The following is a 22,001-nucleotide window of genomic DNA, read 5'->3' as shown; positions in this document are numbered from 1 at the left end:
CTTCGGCGGAGAGACGGACTTCGGGCGCCAGCCGATTGCGCTCAACCACGCAGTCGGCTGAGCCGGCTTCTTCGCGGCCCGATACTGCGCCTACCCTTTCGGGCGGACTCCTGAAAGACGGTTCTCTTCTCAGGGATCGATCGTGTTCTCCCGGGAGGCTGCCCGTCAAAGTCGGATGCAGATCACCCTTGGCCGCCAAAGGCCCACCGTATGCCCGTCCTGATGCCATCAAGGTCAGCGTCATCACAACGTTGACCACGACTGCCACGGTGCGCTGCTCTCTCGATGCTGCAGCTCGCCGAATTGTGGACGCCGCTGGCAGGGGGCAGGGGGTTATAGGGACTCGCTGCGTGTAAGGCAAAGGCGCGCGGCGTGTCACAGATGCGGGCCGCGCCTTGTCTTCACTGTAAATCATGTTGTCGTGAGCCCGAAATTGACGACGCGAGGTCGTTCCATTCCGGGCAGGTCTACGGAGGTGTAACACAATGCACGAAATGCACGGAATGCACTCAGGGGACGGCTTCGGACCCAAGATGTTGGCGGACGTCAAGCCGCCTTTCATTCCCGAGGGCGCTTCGGGAATGACCATCCTCGTCGAATGGGCCCCCGGTGACCCTGGGACTCCCCCGCACCGCCACTCGGGGCCGTGTTTCGGCTACGTGCTCGAGGGCGCGGTCCGGTGGGAGCTCGAGGGTGAGCCGGAGCACGTGATCAAGGCCGGTGAGACATTCTGGGAGCCGGGCGGTGAAGTGATCCACTATCAGAACGGCAACGCCTCGTCGGACGCGCCGGCCAAGTACGTCGTGTTCATGATGTGCGCGCCGGGCAAGCCGATGCTCACGCTCGTCGACGACGAGGAATTGGAGAAGCGGGCACACCTGCGCGCCCCGCGGCCCACCGACTGACCTGCCGCCTGCGCACAGGCCTGTTCCGAACGGATCCCGTTCGCTCTGTGGGAGGACGCGGTAAGGCATGAGCGCCACCGATGTCGTGTACTGCATGCTGACAGCGCTGTTTGCGTCGGCGGCCGTCCGCGCACTGCGGTATGCCCTCGTGTCACGGAGTCTTCGATGGCGCGACCGAGTGGACCATCTCCTCCACACCGCCATGGCCCTGGCCATGGCGGTGATGCCGTGGAACTGCAGTTCCGCGCTGCCGGAGCTGCCGCTGACGGCCTTCTTCACGGCAGCTGCTTTGTGGTTCCCGCTGGCCGCTGCCGGCCGTTGTCAGCAGTCGAGACTGACCGCAACCGCACGGAGGCTGCCGTACGCGGCCGGCATGGCAGCGATGGCCTGGATGACGCTCTCCATGGCGGGCCTGTCGCACGAGCCCCTGACACAGGGTCTCCCCGCGGAGCACCAGGCCGTGCACCTCAGCCACTCTGCGGGGGGATCGAGGGCCGGCGCCGTGGTCACCGGAGTGCTGGCGCTGTACCTGCTTGCGTACGCTCTTTGGTCTGACCCGTGGCATGCCCACGCTAAGCAGCGTTTCGGACGCCGTAGCCAATTCCACCAGCGCGAGTGGGCGTTACCCCTACTTCTGGGACGGATCGATGGCTTTGGGAACGGTCATCATGCTGCTCATGCACCCTTGACCGCCGTCAGCACCCGGACCGCGTAGGCATGGTTCAGCGCAGAAGGAGAGGCGAGGTTGGGATGCTGAAGACCGCTGAGACCTACGGTCAGGGGACGGCCACCAGCTCTCGCAGGCGACCGCACCCGGCACCTCTGCGGCCGGTTCGCCTGTGAGCGTGCGAGTTCGTCAGGCGAGCCAGTCGGTGTAGCGGGTGGGAGCGAGGTGCGCGTTCTTGTCTGTCAGGACGTCGCCCTTGACGACGGCGAACATGCCGGCGGTGGGATCGGTTACGACTCTCCGGTTGTCGCCCTTGTGGGACAGGGTGATCCGGCCCAGCTCGTCGAGGGTGAAGACCTCGGGGCCGGCGATGTTGCGGATGCCATTCAGCGGGGCGCCGGCGGCGACCTCCGCCACCGCGTCCGCCACGTCCTTGGAGGCAATGGGCTGGATGGGCGTGGCGGGCAGCCGGACGGTGTCGGCGTCAGCGGTCCAGGACAGGACCGCGTCCATGAACTCCATGAACTGCGTGGCCCGCACGATCGAGTAGGGGATCGGCCCGGCCGCGAGAACCTTCTCCTGGAGCGCCTTGGCGCGGTAGTAGTCCAGCTCCGGTACCTGGTCCGTGCCGACGATCGAGAGGATGACGAAGTGGCCGACGCCGCCCTTGTGGGCCGCGGCCAGGAGGTTGTCCATCGAGGTCTGGAAGAAGGCCAGGGAGGCTTCGTCGAAGGTCGGGGAGTTCGTCAGGTTGACGACGACGTCTGCTCCGGCTGCCGCCTCGTCGAGTCCTTGGCCGCTGATGACGTCGACTCCGGTGGACTTCGAGTGCGGTACCGTCTCGTGCCCGGCGGCGTTCAAGTTGTTGACGACCTGCGATCCGATCAGTCCCGTACCGCCGATGACTGCGAACTTCATGACATGCCCTTTCGCCGGTAGTGCGTCCGAAGTGAGACATAAGCCACTATATGAGTGCAGCATGGGTTCGGCCCGGACACATCCTGTCCGACTCCCGCGGCCGGCTTCGTGTGCTCGGCCCAGGGCAAGGGCGGGCGGCAATCGTACTCACCCGAGAGCCCGCCTCGATCAGCGTGGTCGAAGCGGTCGACGGCCCCGGCCGGGTGTTCACCTGCGCGGAGATTCGCCGGGGCGGCCCGTTGGCCACCCCAGCCGAGTCGTGCACCACGCCGTAGGTCTGACACCACGGATCCACAAGAGCGCCGCTCGTCACTTGATCCAGGCGCCGGCAACCGACACCGGCTCGAGGACCCGGCCGCACCCCATGAAGTGCTCATGCCGGAGATCGGCCAGCCATGGGAAACGGCCGCCGAACGGCTATGGCGAGTGACGCCGCAGGAACCGCCGATAGCAGCCAGAACCAATTACGCGACCGGCGACATTCTCGACGACCGCCTGACACGGGCTCATTCCAACCTCGCACTGCAATGTTGACGGAGTCATGCCATGACTAGATCCGGTTGCCCAACCTGTCCACCGACAAAGAGCGTGGAGGCAACCGTTGCCGTTGGGCGGGACCCGGAAGACGGCGGCTACTTGTTGCACGTCGGCCTCCGTCAAGTGACCGGACATCGACCCTGCCGTCGCCACCCCGCGCTTGGAGAAGGCCAATTCGCTGTGCCCTTACACGAAGATGGCCCTACTCGGAACGCTGGCAAGCATCAGGCTGGCCTCATGGCCCACGGCATCAGCTGCCTCTCCGGCCGCATGTCGTTTCTGTAGCCGTCGTGTGCCCATGGCGGCACACGACGGCTTTTCGCTCGACAGCCGAGCCGCCGACCGATGCTCCATCGAAGGCCAGGTTCACAGAGCCTCCGGGCCCACCGGCGAATCCACGGACCCCGGTTCCATCGCGTTCTTGCTCTGCTGGATGATCTCCTGCACGTGAAGCTCGATCTCCTGCGGGTCCAGGCCGAGCAACTTGCCTATGTGCACCGCCCAGACCTCGGCGCGAAGATTGGTCTCAAAATCCAGATCAGCCCTGACGTTCTCACGAGTGGCATGCCTATTCTGGCTCACCATCACGAATGTGGACAGGAAGATGGCCTCCAGGCTCACGATCATAGTGAGCAGCCCGAACGGATAGGGGTCGAAGACCGCTACGGAGCCGAACAGCCTGAGGTTGAGGGCGATCCACACCGCAAACCAGACGGCGTGGACGTACACAAAGCCCATCGTGCCGGCGAAGGCGGTGATCGCGTCTGCGAACCGGTCCTGCGACGTGCGCATCCTGGCGAATACCAGCCGCTCGTGGCGCAAGCGGAGGTCGAGGCGATGAGTACCGCCGGAAACGGAGCTCGACCGGAAGGCTCGGCCTCCGGAGTGAACAGTCATCTACTGCCTCATTCCCTCGCCGGGGCGCCACCGCCCCAGCCACCGATGATCCCGCAACTTTCCTGCTGGGCACCGCTGCACATGTGTTTTGCCATAGACACGGTGTGACATCACGCACGGTGCAAGGTCTCGACACGTCCAGCCGGGGCAACCCGGGCCACGGCGTCCGCCTCGGGCCGTGCCGGCTCCCCGAGGTCCGCGGCCGTCACGGAAAAGCCTGGGTGACGCCGCGGTGCAAACTGCGCGACCAGGCGTGATCGCCACCAAGGACGAACGCCTCGCCCTCCTGCCCCGAGAGCGAGAAGCATTCGGATTGATGGTCGTGTACTGCGCCCAGTGCTCCGGGCCGTCTTCTTCGAAGAAGACGGCCCGGACCGGACAGACGGGTTCACACGCATGGCCGTCCACGCACGCGGAAGAGATGATGTAGAAAATCCGGTTGCCCTCAAAGATGCAGTCCACTGGGCACTCGTTGAGGCAAGCTCTGTCCGTGGTGTCGACGCAGGGCCGTGCAAGGGCATACGGCATCTTCCTCTCCTCCGCCCTACGGAGATGATCAGTGGCCAGCCGGCTCGCGAAGGCAGTGTTCGGCTGGAGGTATGACCGTGAAGCCCACGAGGTTGTGACGGCTGGCGCCTGCCCCGCCTAGGTGTGCTGTCCCGGGACGTCGGTGACACGCGTGCTCCTCTCCGGCCCGAACATCGGCTCACTCCCACGTCCAACGTCAGTGGGCACCACTCGCCACAGGAGCGCCCACGGGAGGTGTCACAGATTCCTGGACATCCTGGTCCTACTGACTGACAACCCCTCGGCGACCGGAGTAGATCGTGGCTATCACCGAACAACGTATTTCCACCATGGTGCTGGTGATCGGAACCGGAGGTGCCGGGCTGCGAGCAGCAATCGAACTGGCCGAGGCCGGTGTCGACGTCCTCGCGGTCGGCAAGCGCCCCAAGGAGGACGCGCATACGGCGCTTGCTGCCGGAGGAATCAACGCTGCCCTCGGCACTATGGATCCCGAGGACAGCTGGCAGCAGCACGCCGCCGACACTCTGAAGGAAAGCTATCTGCTCGCCGATCCCCGCACCGTGGAGCTCGTCACCCAGGGCGCCGCTCGCGGCATCGGTGACCTGGAGCGGTACGGTATGGCCTTTGCCAGGGAGGAGGACGGCCGGATCTCCCAGCGCTTCTTCGGCGCGCACAAGTTCCGGCGGACCGCGTTCTCCGGCGACTACACCGGTCTGGAGATCCAGCGCACGCTGATCCGACGCGCGGACCAGCTGAAAGTCCCGGTACTCGACGGCGTTTATATCACCCGGCTCCTGGTCCACGACGGCGCTGTTCTCGGTGCCTACGGCTTCGATCTCACGAACGGGACGCGCTACGTGATCCATGCCGACGCCGTCATTCTCGCGGCGGGCGGCCACACCCGCATCTGGCGGCGCACGTCCTCGCGACGCGACGAGAACACGGGCGACTCCTTCCGTCTGGCCGTGGAGGCCGGCGCCCGCTTGCGCGACCCGGAGCTCGTGCAGTTCCACCCTTCCGGGATCATCGAGCCGGAGAACGCGGCCGGCACCCTCGTCAGCGAGGCCGCGCGAGGTGAGGGCGGCATCCTGCGCAACGCGCTCGGGGAACGGTTCATGAACCGCTACGACCCCGTCCGCATGGAGCTGTCCACCCGCGACCGCGTCGCTCTGGCCTCCTACACGGAGATCAAGGAAGGGCGCGGCACGCCCAAGGGCGGCGTGTGGCTCGATGTCTCCCATCTGCCCCGGCAGACGATCATGACGCGGCTCCCCCGCGTCTACCAGACTCTGCTCGATCTGCAGATGCTGGACATCACCCGCGAGCCGATCGAGATCGCGCCCACCGCGCACTATTCGATGGGCGGTGTGTGGGTACGCCACGAGGACCACAGCACCGACGTGCGCGGCCTGTACGCCATCGGGGAGGCGTCCAGCGGCCTGCACGGCGCCAATCGCCTCGGCGGAAACAGCCTCATCGAACTGCTGGTCTTCGGCCGCATCACGGGCCAGGCAGCCGCCGCATACTCGCAATCTCTGACCGCCCAGCCGCGGTCGGCATCAGCCATCGCACAGGCCCGCTCGGAGATCGACGATCTTCTCGAGGCCGACGGACCGGAGAACGTCCGCGCCCTGCAGCGCGCCATCCGCAACACCATGACCGAGCATGCCGGAGTCGTACGTGACGAACAGGGCATCCGCGCCGGGCTGGCGGAGCTCGCGGTGATCGAGAAGCGGATGGAGGACGTCGGCGTGCACCCGGACATCGCCGGCTTCCAGGATCTCGCGCACGCCTTTGACCTCAAGTCCGCGGCCCTGTCGGCCAGGGCCACCCTCGAAGCAGCGCTGGAGCGTCGCGAGACTCGCGGCTGCCACAACCGCAGCGACTACCCCCACCTGGACCCCGCTCAGCAGGTCAACCTCGTGTGGTCGCCCACGACTGGTATCACCCGCGAGAGCATTCCGGCCATCCCCGACGAAATTTCCTCTCTGATGGCTGAGGTCTCGACCGATGGAAAGCTCGTCGAATAAAGCGACCGCTGATCCGCCCTACCTTCGCTCGCAGACCGGGCCTTCGAGGGCGTTCTCCGGGAATCTCCCCGATTCCTACGAACCCCTGTCACAAGTAGAGCCGCTATCCGGTCTCTCCTAGTGCATACCGAAATTCATTTGGCGCCGACGAGGGGCACATCGTAGATGCGCGCCGCGCCATGAAAACCTACGAAAGGACACCGCTATGAAGGTCGTAGTGATCGGCGGAACCGGGCTCATCGGCTCGAAGCTGGTCGGCAAGCTCAACGAGTACGGGCACGAGGCGGTCGCGGCCTCGCCCAACACCGGCGTCAACACTCTGACCGGCGAAGGACTGGCCGAGGTGCTGCAGGGCGCGTCAGTCGTGGTCGACGTGTCCAACTCCCCTTCGTGGGGCGACGAGGAGGTCATGAACTTCTTCCGCACCTCGACCAGCAACCTCCTGAAGGCCGAGGCGAACGCTGGCGTGACGCACCACGTGGCGCTGTCCGTGGTCGGCACCGACCGCCTCCAGGGGAGTGGTTACTTCCGCGCCAAGCAGGCGCAGGAAGAACTGATCAAGGCCTCCGACGTCCCGTACTCCATCGTTCACGCCACGCAGTTCTTCGAGTTCGTGAACGGGATCGCGGACATCTCGACCGAGGGCGACACCGTGCGTCTGGCACCTGTCAAGTTCCAGCCCATCTACTCCGACGACGTCGCCGCGGCCGTCGGCCGCACTGCGGTCGGCGCACCGGTCAACGGCGTGGTCGAGGTCGCCGGCCCGGACGTGTTCCAGCTCGACGAACTCATCCGTCAGATACTCGGCGACAAGGACGACGCCCGCACGGTCGTCACGGACCCGAGTGCCCCGTACTCCGGTGCCGAACTGAAGGAGACCACGCTCGTGCCGGGCCCTGACGCCCATATCGCCGAGACCCGGTTCGCCGACTGGCTCATGCGGCAGCAGTAGGGGCCCTGCGGGGTGGCCCCTGGCGACAGACAGGGGCCACCCGGCCGCAGCTTCACCTCACTGCTGAAGGGCTGGCACTACCTCCTGATCAAGGACGTCGAACTGCCCGTTCACATTCGATCTCGAGTTCGGTGTAGCGAGCCGGAACGCTCACCGTCAGAACCGTCTGGACGCCGCGGGCACGTTCACCCTGTAGCGTTCCGACCGGGGGGCCCGACGGTAACAGCCGACTCAAGCCGGGCATCAAGTCGTTGCCCGGCCTGCCTCACCGACCGGCCGTGGTCAGCCGAAGAAGGCCGCCCATCGCGCAACTCTCCGAGTCGCGCGGCTCGTTGGGAGAGGTGACCCGATGGCCCTGTCCCAGCATGACCTACTTCGACTGCTGGAGCCGGTGGACCTCCTTCATCCCCCGCCTCATGAAGGGCCCGACGACCGCCTCACCACGTAGGCACCGGGTGCTCACAGGCGGGCGTGGCCATGATCGTACTGCCGGTGTTACCCGGGTAGTCCGCGATAGCCGCGGTAGGGGATGCGGAACGATGGCGCCGACTCCCTGGTAGGCGCGGTCCGCGAGGATGAGGACTTCCCACCGCAGGCACACCTGTACGATCCCGAGTACTCAAATCCTGGTCAGTTGGTCACTCCCGGGCAGGTTCCGTTCCGAGGCAGCCTTCGCTTCCTTCGCCGGCGAATGAGGGGCGCCTCTTGGCTACCCGGCACAGAGGTTCTCTGCCGCGTCCCCGTGCGGCCGACGCTGTGCACAAGGCCGAGCACGGACAGCTCGACGAGAACAACGCCGACCTACCGAAACCGACTTCGGCAGGTCACCCCGGGGCGCTGGAGACGTCGGACCCGGGCTGTTCATCATGAAGTGCGGCTAGTGCGGCGGCGAGCTTGCCCCGGCCGGTGATGCCAAGGCGTGGATAGATGCGATACAGATGCGCGCCCACGGTCCGGTGCGAGATGAACAGGCGCTGGCCGATTTCCCTGTTGCTCAGCCCCTGTGACGCCAGCACGGCTATCTGCATTTCCTGGGCCGAAAGCTGCTCGCCGGTGTTCGCGTACCGTCGACTGCTCGACTCGCCGGTGGCACGCAGCTGCTCGCGGGCCATCTCGGCCCAGGGCTGCGCGCCGACGCGGTCGAACTCGTCGCGGGCGAGTCGAAGCGGGTGCCGGGCGTCCACGTTTCGGCGTTGGCGGCGCAACCAGCGGCCCTGGTGCAGATGCAGCCGGGCACGTGACAGCGTCCAGTCGGCCGGCAGTGCGGTGAGGGCGGCGGCATAACGCTCCTCCACTCTGTCGTCCGGAGCCAGCACCGCGTCGGTGTAGGTGTGGGCCACCACCATCATTTCCGAAGGCAGCTGTCTGGCCAGCACCGGAAGGTCGGCCAGCAGTTCCCGGGCCTGCTTCACGGTGCCCGCGGCGACTGCGGCGTCCGCCAGGTCCGGTGCGAGCAGCCAGCGACTCACCGAGTGGTAGTGCGGGTCAACGGGATCGAACGCGCGAGTGAGAACGTTGTATGCCTCCATTGCGCGGCCGTCGAAGAGAGCGAGCAGGCCGTCGGTCTGCTGCGCCATCACGGTGACAAACGGCATACCGGGGAACAGGCTGTGCATGCGTAGTTCGCGGACCGTCCGCGCTGCTTGTTCGGTTTCTCCGCGCAACGCCGCCACCAGGCCGGCCGTAGCCTTCAGTCCTATCCAGACGATCCATTCTCCGGTTTCCTCGGCCAGGGTGAGCCCCTCGACAGACTCCTCGCGAGCTCGCTCGAGCTGACCGAGATACACCTGCGGCCAACTGGCGGCCAGCGAACGGGCGAGCAGCCCGAGCCGACCCTGCGACCGCCACGCCGCGGCCGCCAGCGCGAGGTACTGGACGGCGCGACTGATGTCACCGATGACCATTGCGCCACTACCAAGAAAATGCAGGATCCGACCGTCTTGACGGTTTGCTCTGATTCTGTCGAGCCGCGCGATCACGTCAGCCCCGTACTGGTACGGCTCGGTGTATGCCCGCACCGCCAGCACGTGGGGGGCGTCCGGGTCAGGATTCCATCGGTCCAGTTCTGCTGCGGCCCGGGCGCGCACCTGCGCATCGCCGTCCTGGAAGAAGCATCGTGCGCCGGCACGCCACAAAAGGTTCTCCGCGACGTTTTCGGCTCCCGCGTCGAACGCTCCGGCCGCCGCAGTGACCATGTCCTGGATCCGTCGCTGTGGCTCGCCCGGTTCGAAAGCAGAATTGTCGGACACCACCATGAGGCGAGCCCGCTCCACCCGGCCCAGCACGCTCATGTCGGTGCGGTCCAGCAGCGTCTGGACGCTGATGCGGTCGTTGATCTCGCTGTACAGCTCGGCCGCCCGGACCAGGATGCCGGTCCGGCGCTGCGAATTGAGGACAAGGTCGGCCGCCTGGCGCAACGCCGGGACGGCAGCCGCCACCTTTCCTCGGGCCTGCGACGCATCGGCGAAACGCTCGAGCCGGGCGGCCAGCTCCTCGTCCGGCCCGATGGTGGCCGCTGCCTCGTGGGCAAGTTGACGCTCGGGGCTGTCGTCCATCACCGATGCGAGAGCACGGTGGGTGGCCAGCCGGTCGGCGAGCGTAGCGTGGGTGTAGATCGCCGTGCGCATCAGCGGATGGCGGAACTCGACGGTATAGCCGACCAGGCTGACCAGATCCGCGTCGACCGCCTCCTGCACTGCATCGACGGAGACCGCCGAGCCGGAGAGGCGACTCGACACGTCCAGCAGCAGGTTCAGGGGCGTGGCCGGCTCGGCGGCCATGACCAGGAGCAAGGTGCGACACTCCCGGCTCACCGAATCGGTACGCGCGGAGAACGCATCCTCCAGGCGCTGGGTCAGCGGCAGGTCGTCCATCTGCGTGGTCATGCCCTGCACCGCCTTAGGCAGCTCTACCAGGGCCAGCGGATTGCCCGCGGCACGCTCCAGGATGAGCGCCCGCAATGGCGCCTGCAGGTCGGGCGCGCCGACATCGAGCAATTCGGCGGCGGCCGGCGGGCCGAGCGGTCCCAGAGGGAGGTCCAGGAGCACGTACGATTCGGAGTACTGGATCCGGGCGGCAGCGATCACCTGTATGGCGAGGTCGCGGGTGCGCCGGGCGACGAACTTGAGCACGTCCCGGCTGCAGGAATCGATCCACTGCACGTCGTCGACCAACAGCAGGAGCGGCTGCCGGTTGGCCGCGTCGGCGAGCAGCTCAAGCACGGCCAGTCCGACCCGATATATCTCGGGCTCGGTGTCCCCGACTCCGAACGCGCCGCTCAGCGCCGACCGGTGCGGAGCCGATAGGTCTTTCATGCCACGGACGACTGGTTGCAGCAGCAACTGCAGCGCGGCGAATGGCAGCCACTGCTCGGGCTCCACCCCGGACGTGCGCAGCACCGTGAAGCCGCTTTCGTGGGCCTCGGCCCCGAGCGTGCGCAGCAGAGCCGACTTGCCGACACCAGCGGCGCCATGGACCAGTAGCGCACTGCCGTGCCCGGCCGCAGCGTCCGCCAGCAGCCCACGCAGGGTGCGCAGCTCCTTGTCCCGTCCGATCATCGCACGCGTACAGATGCCGCCTTCTGCGGGGTTCGCAACAGCCCCGTCCCGACGCGTACGTCCGCCGGGACCGTGCGCATGTGGACCGGAACGAGCCGGGCGAAAACCATGCCCTCTGCCGTCCGGCGCTGCCCGCCTTCGTTGCTTGCGTTGACCGTGGTGACAGGATGCTCAGGCAGGACCGGACGTTCACTCATCGGCACAGCGGGCGTGGGGCACAGCACGTGAGGCTTCCTCCGTCAACGGGTCGTTCTGACCGCCATGGTACCCGTCAGGTGCGACCTCTCATCGGCCCCGTCGATCCGCTCGGAATGACCATTCGATTTCCGGTCGGTGCAGTCCGGCCCGGATCGCGCCCAGATCAGCATCCTGCTGGGGCAGCGCCCACAGTTGATCAATCCAGCCGCGAGAGAGGGGTCCATGCTCGCCGGTAGACCCTCTCGTCGGTACACCCGTTCCCCTGGGCGTCGCAACGTCACCGGGTCACCGGTTCCGACCCGTACACGTCCCAGGAATCGCCGGACATTCCTCGATCGGGTTCGAAGCCGTTCCTATTCGGGTCGTCATGTTTCATCTGGCAGGTGGCTGACGAAACTTTCGACACCCACAAAACGACTTTCTTCTCCGAGGGGTACGACCTCGAAAGTGCATTTTAGGAACTCGTCGATCACTACCGCCGATGTGGCTACAACAAACACTTCCCAGCCCGACCGAAATGACATGTACACCAACCCGTGACCGCGGATTTCGGTAGGCCACATCTGGACGTCGCCGAGGCCAGCGAGCCACCGTCGACCGGAAATCAGGAGCTCGCGCCCAAATTCCCACTCAATGGCCGCGTCGGTGCCCGCATTGAATGCTATGGATACTGAATACGGCTCCGTGCTGTCGTATCGGAGATCTGTTATGACCGGCAGCGGCGCCTCCTCTTCGACAAGAGCGACGACCGTCCGGCACGTCACTGGCTCGGGCTGGGTGTCCCGCCCCGCGTGGCCATCCTGTCGGTGTCTGCGATCTTTGTAAGCACACTCGCGGTCATCATCGGTGTCGAAGACCTTCCCACTCATAATTCGTCCTCTCTCGTCTTCCCGCCACGACGGCTACTGAGACGGCTGCTGATCGGGGGCCCAGAGCCGTGAATTGGCAACCGTTGGTTCGGCGGGCCCTCACCTGCTCCGATGTACTGCCTCCGAGCCTGGGACCGGCGGAGGCCCGATGCATCAGTCAAGTGACTATGAGCGGACGGGCCAGATCGGATCAGGGCGCTGGCACTGTGCAGCGGTCGAGTGACAGCGCCGGGTCGCCGCACACCTCCCGGTTGATGACCCGCTCGTCGGGAACCGAGCCGAATCGCATGACCGCTTCGCCTGCCGTCTGCATCGGCAGCTGACCCTCGACGCGAGCGTCGGGCCTGCAAACACTGCCAGCAGCTCGCCGTCGTCGTCCTGGCAGAGGGTTCAGCCGACCCGGACAACACTCTGTCGCTGGCGCACATAGGCTCGCTGGGTAAACAGGTCCACCCGCCACGGCTCCTTCTTCCCGACCCCGATGGCTCCGGTCGCCTGGGTCACCCAGCGGTCGTCCTGGCGCTGGGGACCGTCCCGCGATGACTCCTGTCCTGGAACGAAGCCGCTGCCCGGCCCGGCCGTCGTAGGGGCCCGTCGGCACGGACACAGCACACACGGGTCGGAAAGACTGGTTTCTGCGGGCAATGCCGGCGTGAAAGTGGCACTCGGACGCACAACATCCAACACGTCTTCGACGCCACGTCCGCAGTTGCACGCAAACCCTGTCACAAAACAGTGGCCTCCATGGTCAATAAGGCTGACGCGATCGGAGCAGGGCCCTGTGGGTGGTTTCGCCCTGCCCGAACACCGCCTCGCGCCAGCAGTTGCCCATCGGACGGCCGGTGCGTCGCGTCATCTGACAGCGCTGGCCCCCGGAGGAACGGAGACAGAAGGACAATGCATCCCGAGACACCCCCCGCGGACGATGCCCTTGACGGGGCCGTGTCCGTCTTCGTCGGACTCCGGCCACGCCTCTTCGGAATCGCATACCGCGTACTGGGCAGCGCGGTCGAGGCCGAGGACGTGGTGCAGGAGGTGTGGCTGCGCTGGCAGAAGACGGATCGCTCGGTGGTCGTCAGCCCGGCGGCCTTTCTGTCCAGCACCACCACCCGGCTGGCGATCAACGTGGCCCAGTCCGCCCGGGTGCGGCGCGAGACCTACATCGGCCCGTGGCTGCCCGAACCCGTCGACACGAGCAGCGATCCCGAGGTGGGCGCTCAGCGGGCCGAAGCCCTGGAACTCGCGATCCTGCTCGTCCTGGAGAAACTGACCCCCACGGAGCGGGCCGCATACGTGCTACGGGAGGCGTTCGACTACGCCTACGCCGAGATCGCCGAAATCCTCCAGCTGACCGTCGTCAACGTGCGCAAGATCGTCAGCCGCGCCCGCACGCACCTCGGCGCGGAGCAGCGCGGGAGTGTCGACGCGGCCGAACACCGGCGCCTGCTGGAGACGTTCGTGGCAGCGGCGCAGAACGGCGACATCGCCTCCTTGGAAGCGCTTCTCACCCCGGATGCCGTCAGCCTGTCCGATGGCAACGGCATACGCGGCGCCGCGCGCGTGCCGGTACTGGGGCGCGCCCGGGTGGCGAACCTTTCGACCGCGTATCCGAGGTTTTGGGGCGAGGTGGAGGTACGGCCCGTCGAGGCCAACGGACGCGGTGGGGTGCTGCTCCACCGGGACGGCCGCCCCTCGACCTTCATGACCATCGCGGCCTCGGGCGATGGGATCCACCGGGTCATGTGGGTGTTCAACCCGAGCAAGATCGCCGCTTTCCTCGACTCCCGCTCGCGGTACGCGACCGCGTCGGGCATATCAACCCGCTTTTGCTGAGAGGACTTTCATGCGCATCCTGGCACGTCTGGGAGCGGTCGGTGCCGTGCTCGCCGCTGTCTCCCTCCCCGCAGGCCTGGCCCACGCGACCCCGGGCGGCCCCGGGGTGACCGCGAAAGTCATCGCCCGGACCACCGTCGGCGACCGGGACTACATCCTCCGCGAGATCACCGTACCTCCGAGCCAGGGCACGGGGTGGCATTACCACGACGGTACTCTGTACGGCTATGTCAAGCAGGGAACGCTGAGCCACGTCGACGCCACCTGCGCTCCGGACGGTGTGTACCCGGCGGGAAGCACGATCCAGGAACCGGCGGGCGCCGATCAGGTGCACATCGGTGAGAACCGCGGAACCACGGACGTCGTTCTCGAAGTCCTGTACGTGCTGCCGCACGGCGCCCCCTTCTCGGAGGACGCCCCCAACCCGGGCTGCGCCATCGAGTAGCCGGCAACCGGGGGGCGACCCGGTCTCTCCTCGACGCGCGGGTGTTCCTGCCTATGATGTTGCGTGGTACTGGTAGCGAGCCGAATGACATGTCGTGGCACTGGACACGGGCGCGACCACAGGGTTGAGGGGCGAGAGGAACACATGGTGTCTGTAACCCACGCTGCGCATGAGATCGAGGTAACCGCCGAGAGCCTCCAGGAGGATCTGGCTCGGCTGGAGGTCCAAAAGCAGGCCCTGGAACGGGAGTTGGCCGCGGTCAAGGCGCACCTCGGCTCCGTCCAGCGGGCCTTGGGTGCGCTGCAGACCCTCATGTCCGCCGCCGGGTCGACACCGCCCGGAGCCGTCGGCGCCACGGCCACGCACGAGACCGGCGGCGCCACCCGTGTGGAGCCGCGACGGGAGCCGGCCACGACGGCTCCCGTCGACGAGGCCACGGCCTCCGACGAGGCGGGCGGTCAGCAGAAGTACGGCAAACTCACCGAGCAGATCCTGGACTACTTCGCCGGAGCCGGGGACACCGACGTCCGGGCACGCGATGTCGCCGAGGCGCTCGGCCGTGCCACGGACAGCGGCAGCATCAACGCCGTGCGCAGCACTCTCGACCGCCTGGTCGGCACGTCCCGGATCCACCGCGCGGGCCGAGGTCTGTACCGCGCCGCGTGAATCTCCGCATCACCGGGGAGCCCACGGCACGCGGAACGGCCAACGGCGACACCGCCGCGGAGCCGGCCCCGCCACGGCTCCGCGGCGGGAACCCGCTCCGGTCGCGCCCCTGATCCAGCGGGCGACCACCCGGACGTTCTGCGTCGGTGACCGGTAACACCGCATGATGTTGTGACACGGTGCACAATGGTTGCTGCGGTACAGCATGCGCGACTAATACCTTCGGCGTATAGTGCGGGCATGCCGACAGGCGGCCTCCACGCCATGCCGCTCCCCCTTCTGTACGGCCGATGTGATCGGCACTCCAAGCCCCCGGGCCGTACGGACGGCGCCCCGCGTCCCGTACGAGAGGAAGACAGCTCGCAAAGATGCGCGCCATGTCGTGACCGCGAGAGTCCCGGGCGGTGGACGGCGTTTCGGGGGACTTCGCGCGCTCGGCCTCGGTGCCCGGCTCGCCCTGCCCGGTGGCCGGGAGGGCAAGGTCCGCACCACCCTGACGGCCGTCGGAGTCGGGCTCGGAGTCGCCGTGCTGTTGCTCGCCGCGTCGGTACCCACCGCCCGGCACCACCGGGACGAGCGCATTCACCACCGCATCGACGTCAACCTCGACGACCGCGCCATCATGCCTTCGGCGGGCACTGTACTGATCAGCGACATCGACACCGTGTTCCGGGACAAGAAGATCCGGGGGCGCATGGTGCAGCCGGAGGGGTCCGACGCACCGCTTCCGCCCGGACTCCGGCGTTATCCACGCCCCGGAGAGATGGTCGTGTCACCAGCACTGCGCAAGCTACTGGCCGCACCGGGCAGCGAGCTGCTGCGCGAGCGCCTCGCCCACCCCGTCGTGGGCGAGGTAGGCGACCCGGGCCTGCTCGACCCCGGCGAGTACGTCTTCTACCTGGGCGGAGATCACATGGTGACCGGCGTCGCGGGCACGCGGCGACTGGACCACTTCGGCAAGGTCTACGCGAAGAAGCCGCTCTCCCCCGAACTCGCCCTGCTCAGCATCGCGGGGATCGTCGTACTGCTCGCCCCGGTCGGCGTCTTCATCGCCGCGGCCGTCCGGTTCGGCGGTGAGCACCGGGACCGGCGGCTGGCCGCCCTGCGGCTGGTCGGCGCGGACCGCCGGATGACGGCCGGCATCGCCGCGGGCGAGACGCTGCTCAGCACACTGGCCGGTATCGCGCTGGGCGCGATCCTGTTCATGGCGGGCCGTCAGTTCATCGGGCTGGTGGAGGTACAGGGGCTGGGCGTCTTCACCGAGGATCTCACTCCACAGCCTCTACTGGCGGCCCTCACGGTCGTCGCCGTCCTCGCACTCTCCCTCGCCGTCACGCGGATGGCGATGAACAAGGTGGCCGTGGAGCCCCTCGGAGTCGTCCGCAGGTCCGGCGAAACCACCCGGCGCCTGTGGTGGCGTATCGCGCTTCCCCTGCTCGGACTGGTCCTGCTGCGGACGTCCGTGCGCAACGCATCCGACCTGCACGACGTCACCACCGTCGTGCAGGTGGTCGCCGGCATGCTCGCGCTGCTCATCGGGGTCACCGCCGTGCTGCCCTGGATCGTGGAACGCCTCACCGGGCTGTTCGGCGGCTTCGGTCCGCTGTCCTGGCAACTGGCGGTACGAAGGCTGCAGTTGAGCGGCGAGGCTGCCACCCGCTCGGTCAACGGGATCGCGGTCGCCGTGGCCGGTGCCGTGGCGCTGCAGACCCTCTTCACCGGGATCACCCAGCAATCTGCGGACCGCACCCCACAGGCGGCGCACGGTTCCTCCTCGCCCCGCACGCACATCGGTTTCGCCCGCCTCGATGACGGCAAGGGGGACGCGGAGCGGTACGCCCCGGTGTTCGCCGCGACTCCCGGTGTGCAGCAGGCCGTCGGTTTTGGGGAGTTGTCCGTGAGTACGCCCGACGGCGCCTTCCCGCACACGGTCCGCATAGCCGACTGCGCCGGGTTGCGCCGACTGGCCGTGTTGCCCGCCTGTTCCGACGGGGATGCCTTCCTCGTCACTCCGGCCGGCACGCACGGAGCGGACGACATGACCACGTGGAAGGCGGGCATGAGGCTGCGCATCGGCGCGGACGGCCCCGGATGGAAGACACCGCGCATCACCGCCACCGCCCACGCCACGAGCGCCGATCCACCAGACGACTTCCCCGAGCGCATGCTGCTCACCACCCCCGGGGCAGCAGGGCCGATCGCGATCGCGACGCGGCCGGAGGGCCTCCGGCACGAGTGAGCGGTCGTCCCGGAGCGTGGCCGAGCCTGTCACCGAACTCGATCTGGCAGGCCGGGTCGCGCGCACCTGAGAACACCAGGGCCGGGGCGGACATCTCCGTCAGCGCCGGCTTCTACTCCGCGCCCGTCGTCAGGGCGGGGCGGTAGAGCTCAAGGATGCTGTCCTTCATCGGCGCGTCCACGTGGCTGACCATCTCCTCGGTCATGAACCGGTCGCCCTCGACCAGTCGTGCCAGATCCTGGCGAGGGGATGCCAGATGTACTGGGCGCGCTGACCGGGCCGTTGCCGCCCCCGGGGCCAAGCAGGTGACATCCGCCCCGGCGCCGCCACGACCGCGGTCGCGCCGCACTGTCACAGACGGGGCACATGGCCGGTCTTGCTGGATATGCACCCATCCCTGGCAGATGCGTCCGCCGCCCCTCTCCACCTGGAGCCGCAGGACGGCTACGCGATCAGCGCCGAGTTCTACGACGTCCTGCAGGCGGAACGAGACGCCGCGCGAGTACGTCGGTTGTACGGCGGCCATGTCCGGCACGCCCGTCTCGGTGTGCTGGACGCCGGCGCGGGAACCGGCCGGGTCACGCTGATGAGCCTTGCGGAGTCCCGGGCCCCCGTGTACGCCGTCGAGCCCACGCGTGCCATGCGCTCCCCGCTGATGACCGGCCTCGCGTCCCTGCCCGCCGCGCTGCGCAGGCGGGTGACCGTGCATCCGCACACCCTGCAGGAGTCCGGCCTGCACGGCGTGGCGGACGTGGCAATATGCCACAACATGGTCGCGTGTCTGCCTCCGGCCTCCCGGCGCTCCCTGTGGCCGGCCCTCGCCGACGCGCACGTGGCCGGGGGTGTCCTGCTCGTCCAGCTCCCGCCCGCCCGTCTCCCCCTGCACGAGACCACACATGATCTCCCGACGCAGCGGGTGGGGCAGCACGAGTACGGGGGACGCATGGTGACCTCGGCCGACGAGAACCGGATCCGGACCCGGTTCGACTACTGGGTCCGCGGCGACCACGGTGTGCTGCGCGAACACCACGAAACGTTCTGGATGTGGTCCGCCTCGCGTGCGACGGTGGTCGCGGAACTGGCCGGGTCCGAGTTCGTCCCACGGTCCGGTCCGCCGGATCCCACCGTGTTGACCGTCCGGCTCGCGGCGACACACAGGAGCCGCCGGTCCGGCTTGTAGCATGGGGTCCGAGACTGGAGGACATATATGCGCGCCGGTGACCAACCAGGCTCCCTCGACCGGGCGACGAGTGACTTCGTCGCGGCGCGGCCCCAGCTCTTCGGTATCGCCTACCGTGTGCTCGGCAGCGCGGTAGAGGCCGAGGACATCCTCCAGGAGGCGTGGCTGCGCTGGCAGAGCACCGACCGCGCCGGGATCGAAGAACCGGCCGCCTTCCTTTCCACGGTCACCGCCCGGCTGGCGATCAACCTGGCCCAGTCCGCCAGAGTGCGGCGCGAATCGTATACGGGACCCTGGCTTCCCGAACCCCTGGACACGAGGGCGGATCCGCAGCTGGGCGCGGAGCGGGCGGAGGCGCTCGACCTGGCCGTCCTCTTCCTGCTCGAGAAGCTGAATCCCGTGGAACGCGCCGCCTACGTACTGCGGGAAGCCTTCGTCTACCCGTACCGCCGCATCGCGGAGGTCCTGGAGACCAGCGAGGCCAACACGCGCCAGCTGGTGACCCGTGCCCGCAAGCGTCTGGCCGCGGAACGCCGGGAACCGGTCGGCCGCGCTGCGCACCGGCGTCTGCTGGAGGTGTTCCTGGACGCGGCGCGGACCGGTGATCTGGCGGTACTGGAGGAGGTCCTCACGGAGGACATCGTGAGCTACTCCGACGGCGGCGGAACGCGCGGGGCATCGAAGATCCCGGTATCCGGGCTGCCGCACGTCTCCCGGTATCTGGCCGCCTTCGCCCCGCGCTTCTGGCCGCGGACGGATGTCCGCTGGGTCGAGGCCAACGGCAGGCCCGCCGTCCTGGTCTCGGAGGACGGCAACGCGAAGGTGCTGCTCTGTGCTGATGTGTCCGCGCGCGGCATCGAACGTCTCTTGTGGGTGATGAATCCTGCGAAACTGGTTCCTTACGTGGCTTCGCTGGACGCCTGAGGCGGCTTCCGCGCGCTGCGGACGGCCACGGATCCCGGGCGGGCGGGTGTTCCGTCGAGGGCTGTCACAACAGGGGTGACATGCCGGTCAACTAGCTGTCCCTGACTGGCACGCCCTCACAACGTAAAGGCTCACACAATATGACACCCAGCACACACGAGGCCGTGGGCTCTGCCCGGCGGCCGGTGGTTACCCACCCCCGGACATCCGATCCGACTCCGCGCGCGGCGATGGACCGCGACGTCGAGGGGGTCACGCAGTGAACGAGCCGGTCAGGTTGCCCGATCTGTCCACCGAAAGGGACTTCGACGGGGAGTCCTTCGCCGCGATCTACACCACAACGGTGACCGTGAGCGGCGGTGTGGCGAGTCACGGCCGGGCCACCGGCCGGGCCCGCTCGGCCGACGGAATCCTGGATCTGGACCTGCGTATGCCCGCCGAACTGGGCGGCGACGGGCAGGGGACGAATCCGGAGCAGCTGTTCGCCGCTGGTTTCGCCGCCTGCTACCACGGGGCGCTGAGCCTGGTGGCACGGCAGGCCGCGCTCGACCCTTCGGCGATCTCCATCGAGGCGACCGTCGCGTTCGGGCGGGACCCGGCGGACGGCGGCTACCTGTTGCGCGTGGACTTGGTGGTCGAGTGGCCGGACGTCGATCCCGGCGTGGCCGCCCCGCTGATGGAGAAGGCCGATTCGCTCTGCCCCTACGCGAAGATGGCCGGGCAGGGCACGCCGACGAACATCACCCTGGCTTCCTAGCCGGACGGACCGCGCTTCGCGAGCCGAGCCTGGCCGGGAAGCGCGGTCCATCTCGGCCCACACCGTGATGACACCCGCCTCCGACGTCCGGTGGACCGGCACGGGGGACATGGCGCAGGATGGCGGAGATCTTCTCGACGCCGGGCAGGACGAGACCGTAGACGTTCTTCCACCCACCGTCGACGACGTGCCGGCCGAGACGGCGGAGGAGGCGGGTACCGAGTCCGCTGTTCTGCCCAGACGTCCTCCGCGAGGAGCCATCGCGTCGCGCATCGCTCTCCGTTCCGTTTTTTGAGTGTGCGTGGCCTCTATCAGACCGGGTTCCGGGACACCGTGTGACAGCGTGCTCGGTCACATGTCACACCGGAAGGGCCCGTCCTGCCTCAGAAGCGAGGCCGGGGGCTCGCCCGGTCCGTCGCGGTCGACTCGCACACACTGACCGCGGACGAACCCCGGCCCGGGGCAAGTTCTATTCCTGCCTGACCGCTCGTTCGGACGCGTTGTTCGAGCTGGCTGATGCGGTTCTGTGCGGCGACGGGCCGGTGAGGTCGCTGGCCGAACTGTCCCTGGTGGGTGAACACCGCCGCGGCCATGGCGGGCTCTACGCCGCCCTGGCCCGTGGACGCATTGATGCCGGACGGCTGAGGCGGGCGCTGGCCGAAGTGCCACTGCCGCGGACGGCCGACGGCCGGCTGGTCCTGGCCGTCGATGTCACCTGCTGGCTGTGGTCCGACACACACCTCACCACAGCGGATCTTGTGCCACACCTACGGCCGGGGGAAAGACCAGCACATCCCCGTCCCCGGCTGGCCCTACTCAATCGTCTGCGCACTGGGGCCAGGCCGCAGCTCGTGGACCGCACTCCTGGACGCACTGCGCCTGGCGCCCGGCGACGACACCGCCACTGTCACCGCCCGGCAGTTACGCGATCTGCTTCAGCGACTGATCGCAGCGGGGCAGTGGCAGACGGGCGACCCGGACATCCTCATCGTCGCGGACGCCGGATACGACGCACCCCGCCTCGGCTTCCTCCTGAGGGGGCTGCCCGTGCAGGTGCTGGCCCGGATGCGATCAGACCGCGTCCTGCGCAGGGCTGTCCCGCCCCGGCTGCCACACACCCAGGGCAGGCCGCCCCGGCACGGAGGCGAGTTCGTCTTCGGACAGCCCGACACCTGGGACACCCCGGACACCGAAACCGTCACCGACACACGCCTCTACGGCACCGCCAGGGCCCGTTCCTGGAACCGGCTCCACCCCAAACTGACCCACCGCTCCTCCTGGGCCACAACCGACGGCACCCTCCCGATCGTCGAGGGCACAGTGATCCGCCTGGACATCGACCACCTGTCCAGCGGAGCAACCCCCAAGCCGGTCTGGCTCTGGTGGTCCGGCACCGACGCCACCTCGGCAGACGCAGACGGCCTCTGGCAGGCATACCTGCGACGCTTCGACATCGAGCACACCTTCCGCCTCTTCAAACAGACCCTCGGCTGGACCTCCCCGAAGATCCGCACCCCCGAGGCGGCCGACCGATGGACCTGGCTAATCCTCGCCGCCTACACCCAACTCCGTCTGGCCCGCCCACTCGCAGCCGACCTACGACGCCCCTGGGAGTAACCCCGTTCCCGGGACAGAATCAGTCCTGCCCGCGTCCGCCGCGACTTCCGGCACATCCGACCACAAGCCGCCTGCCCGGCCAGAGCACCGAAACCCTCTCGCCCTGGCCCCGGTCGGCCACCGGGCGGAAAGAACACCCGGCCCACACCCCGCCACGACGTGCACACACCCCGCAAAACACCATCGGCGAAGCAGCGAACACAGAAGTCAACCACCCCACGACCCCGCCGCACAGGTTGAAGATCAAGCTAGCCGGAACGGCTCGCGAGGACCGCACGACCG

General features: G+C 67.8%; 15 protein-coding genes and 3 pseudogenes. 12 read left to right on the top strand and 6 right to left on the bottom strand.

Annotation, left to right across the window (positions count from 1 at the left end):
* Positions 1-494: 494 nt before the first annotated feature.
* Together ACY0PA_RS32715 and ACY0PA_RS32710 are read left to right on the top strand one after the other, a co-directional pair.
* Positions 495-905, top strand: a complete 411-nt coding sequence (locus tag ACY0PA_RS32715; RefSeq protein WP_473081074.1) for a cupin domain-containing protein — start codon at positions 495-497, stop codon at positions 903-905.
* Positions 906-972: 67 nt separating this feature from the next.
* Positions 973-1,620 (top strand): DUF5134 domain-containing protein, encoded by a 648-nt coding sequence (locus tag ACY0PA_RS32710; protein WP_473081073.1) that lies wholly within the window; start codon positions 973-975, stop codon positions 1,618-1,620.
* A gap of 141 nt (positions 1,621-1,761) precedes the next feature.
* Here the strand turns inward: ACY0PA_RS32710 and ACY0PA_RS32705 are convergent, their stop codons facing one another.
* The 3 genes and pseudogenes from ACY0PA_RS32705 to ACY0PA_RS32695 all read right to left on the bottom strand — a co-directional run.
* Positions 1,762-2,490: an SDR family oxidoreductase gene (locus ACY0PA_RS32705; protein WP_473081072.1), complete on the bottom strand. Its 729-nt coding sequence runs from the start codon at positions 2,488-2,490 to the stop codon at positions 1,762-1,764.
* A 903-nt stretch (positions 2,491-3,393) separates the two neighbouring features.
* Positions 3,394-3,924, bottom strand: a complete 531-nt coding sequence (locus ACY0PA_RS32700; protein WP_473081071.1) for a DUF1003 domain-containing protein — start codon at positions 3,922-3,924, stop codon at positions 3,394-3,396.
* A gap of 329 nt (positions 3,925-4,253) precedes the next feature.
* A pseudogene (locus ACY0PA_RS32695) lies at positions 4,254-4,452 on the bottom strand (ferredoxin); the annotation flags it as partial.
* Positions 4,453-4,781: 329 nt separating this feature from the next.
* Here ACY0PA_RS32695 and ACY0PA_RS32690 point away from each other — a divergent pair.
* Together ACY0PA_RS32690 and ACY0PA_RS32685 are read left to right on the top strand one after the other, a co-directional pair.
* On the top strand, positions 4,782-6,482 hold the full coding sequence (locus ACY0PA_RS32690; RefSeq protein ID WP_473086497.1) for an FAD-dependent oxidoreductase: 1,701 nt from the start codon (positions 4,782-4,784) through the stop codon (positions 6,480-6,482).
* Positions 6,483-6,687: 205 nt separating this feature from the next.
* Positions 6,688-7,434 (top strand): SDR family oxidoreductase, encoded by a 747-nt coding sequence (locus ACY0PA_RS32685; RefSeq protein WP_398379766.1) that lies wholly within the window; start codon positions 6,688-6,690, stop codon positions 7,432-7,434.
* Between the two features lie 517 nt (positions 7,435-7,951).
* Here the strand turns inward: ACY0PA_RS32685 and ACY0PA_RS32680 are convergent.
* The 3 genes and pseudogenes from ACY0PA_RS32680 to ACY0PA_RS32670 all read right to left on the bottom strand — a co-directional run.
* Positions 7,952-8,047: pseudogene (locus tag ACY0PA_RS32680) on the bottom strand (IS5/IS1182 family transposase); the annotation flags it as partial.
* A gap of 211 nt (positions 8,048-8,258) precedes the next feature.
* Positions 8,259-10,991, bottom strand: coding sequence for an ATP-binding protein (locus ACY0PA_RS32675; RefSeq protein WP_473081070.1), 2,733 nt, complete (start codon positions 10,989-10,991; stop codon positions 8,259-8,261).
* Between the two features lie 563 nt (positions 10,992-11,554).
* On the bottom strand, positions 11,555-12,058 hold the full coding sequence (locus ACY0PA_RS32670; RefSeq protein ID WP_406103229.1) for an SsgA family sporulation/cell division regulator: 504 nt from the start codon (positions 12,056-12,058) through the stop codon (positions 11,555-11,557).
* An 897-nt stretch (positions 12,059-12,955) separates the two neighbouring features.
* Here ACY0PA_RS32670 and ACY0PA_RS32665 point away from each other — a divergent pair.
* The 8 genes and pseudogenes from ACY0PA_RS32665 to ACY0PA_RS32630 all read left to right on the top strand — a co-directional run bounded on the left by ACY0PA_RS32665 (position 12,956) and on the right by ACY0PA_RS32630 (position 21,959).
* Positions 12,956-13,891: an RNA polymerase sigma-70 factor gene (locus tag ACY0PA_RS32665; protein WP_398379758.1), complete on the top strand. Its 936-nt coding sequence runs from the start codon at positions 12,956-12,958 to the stop codon at positions 13,889-13,891.
* Between the two features lie 10 nt (positions 13,892-13,901).
* Positions 13,902-14,336 carry a cupin domain-containing protein gene (locus tag ACY0PA_RS32660; protein ID WP_473081069.1) on the top strand — a complete coding sequence of 145 codons (435 nt, stop codon included), beginning with the start codon at positions 13,902-13,904 and terminating at the stop codon, positions 14,334-14,336.
* Between the two features lie 144 nt (positions 14,337-14,480).
* Positions 14,481-15,002 carry a hypothetical protein gene (locus ACY0PA_RS32655; RefSeq protein WP_473081068.1) on the top strand — a complete coding sequence of 174 codons (522 nt, stop codon included), beginning with the start codon at positions 14,481-14,483 and terminating at the stop codon, positions 15,000-15,002.
* Positions 15,003-15,384: 382 nt separating this feature from the next.
* Positions 15,385-17,241 (top strand): FtsX-like permease family protein, encoded by a 1,857-nt coding sequence (locus ACY0PA_RS32650; protein WP_473081067.1) that lies wholly within the window; start codon positions 15,385-15,387, stop codon positions 17,239-17,241.
* A 385-nt stretch (positions 17,242-17,626) separates the two neighbouring features.
* The gene (locus ACY0PA_RS32645; RefSeq protein WP_473081066.1) at positions 17,627-18,421 is read left to right on the top strand and encodes a class I SAM-dependent methyltransferase; all 795 of its coding nucleotides are present in this window, start codon (positions 17,627-17,629) and stop codon (positions 18,419-18,421) included.
* A gap of 27 nt (positions 18,422-18,448) precedes the next feature.
* Positions 18,449-19,345, top strand: coding sequence for an RNA polymerase sigma-70 factor (locus ACY0PA_RS32640; protein WP_473081065.1), 897 nt, complete (start codon positions 18,449-18,451; stop codon positions 19,343-19,345).
* A 259-nt stretch (positions 19,346-19,604) separates the two neighbouring features.
* Entirely contained in the window at positions 19,605-20,102 is a 498-nt protein-coding gene (locus tag ACY0PA_RS32635) for an Ohr family peroxiredoxin (RefSeq protein WP_398379746.1), read from the top strand.
* Positions 20,103-20,581: 479 nt separating this feature from the next.
* Positions 20,582-21,959: pseudogene (locus ACY0PA_RS32630) on the top strand (NF041680 family putative transposase).
* The last annotated feature ends 42 nt before the right edge of the window (positions 21,960-22,001 follow it).

This window comes from Streptomyces sp. DS1-CR2 (genome assembly GCF_055760475.1).
This window is presented reverse-complemented; position numbering and strand designations above follow the sequence as displayed.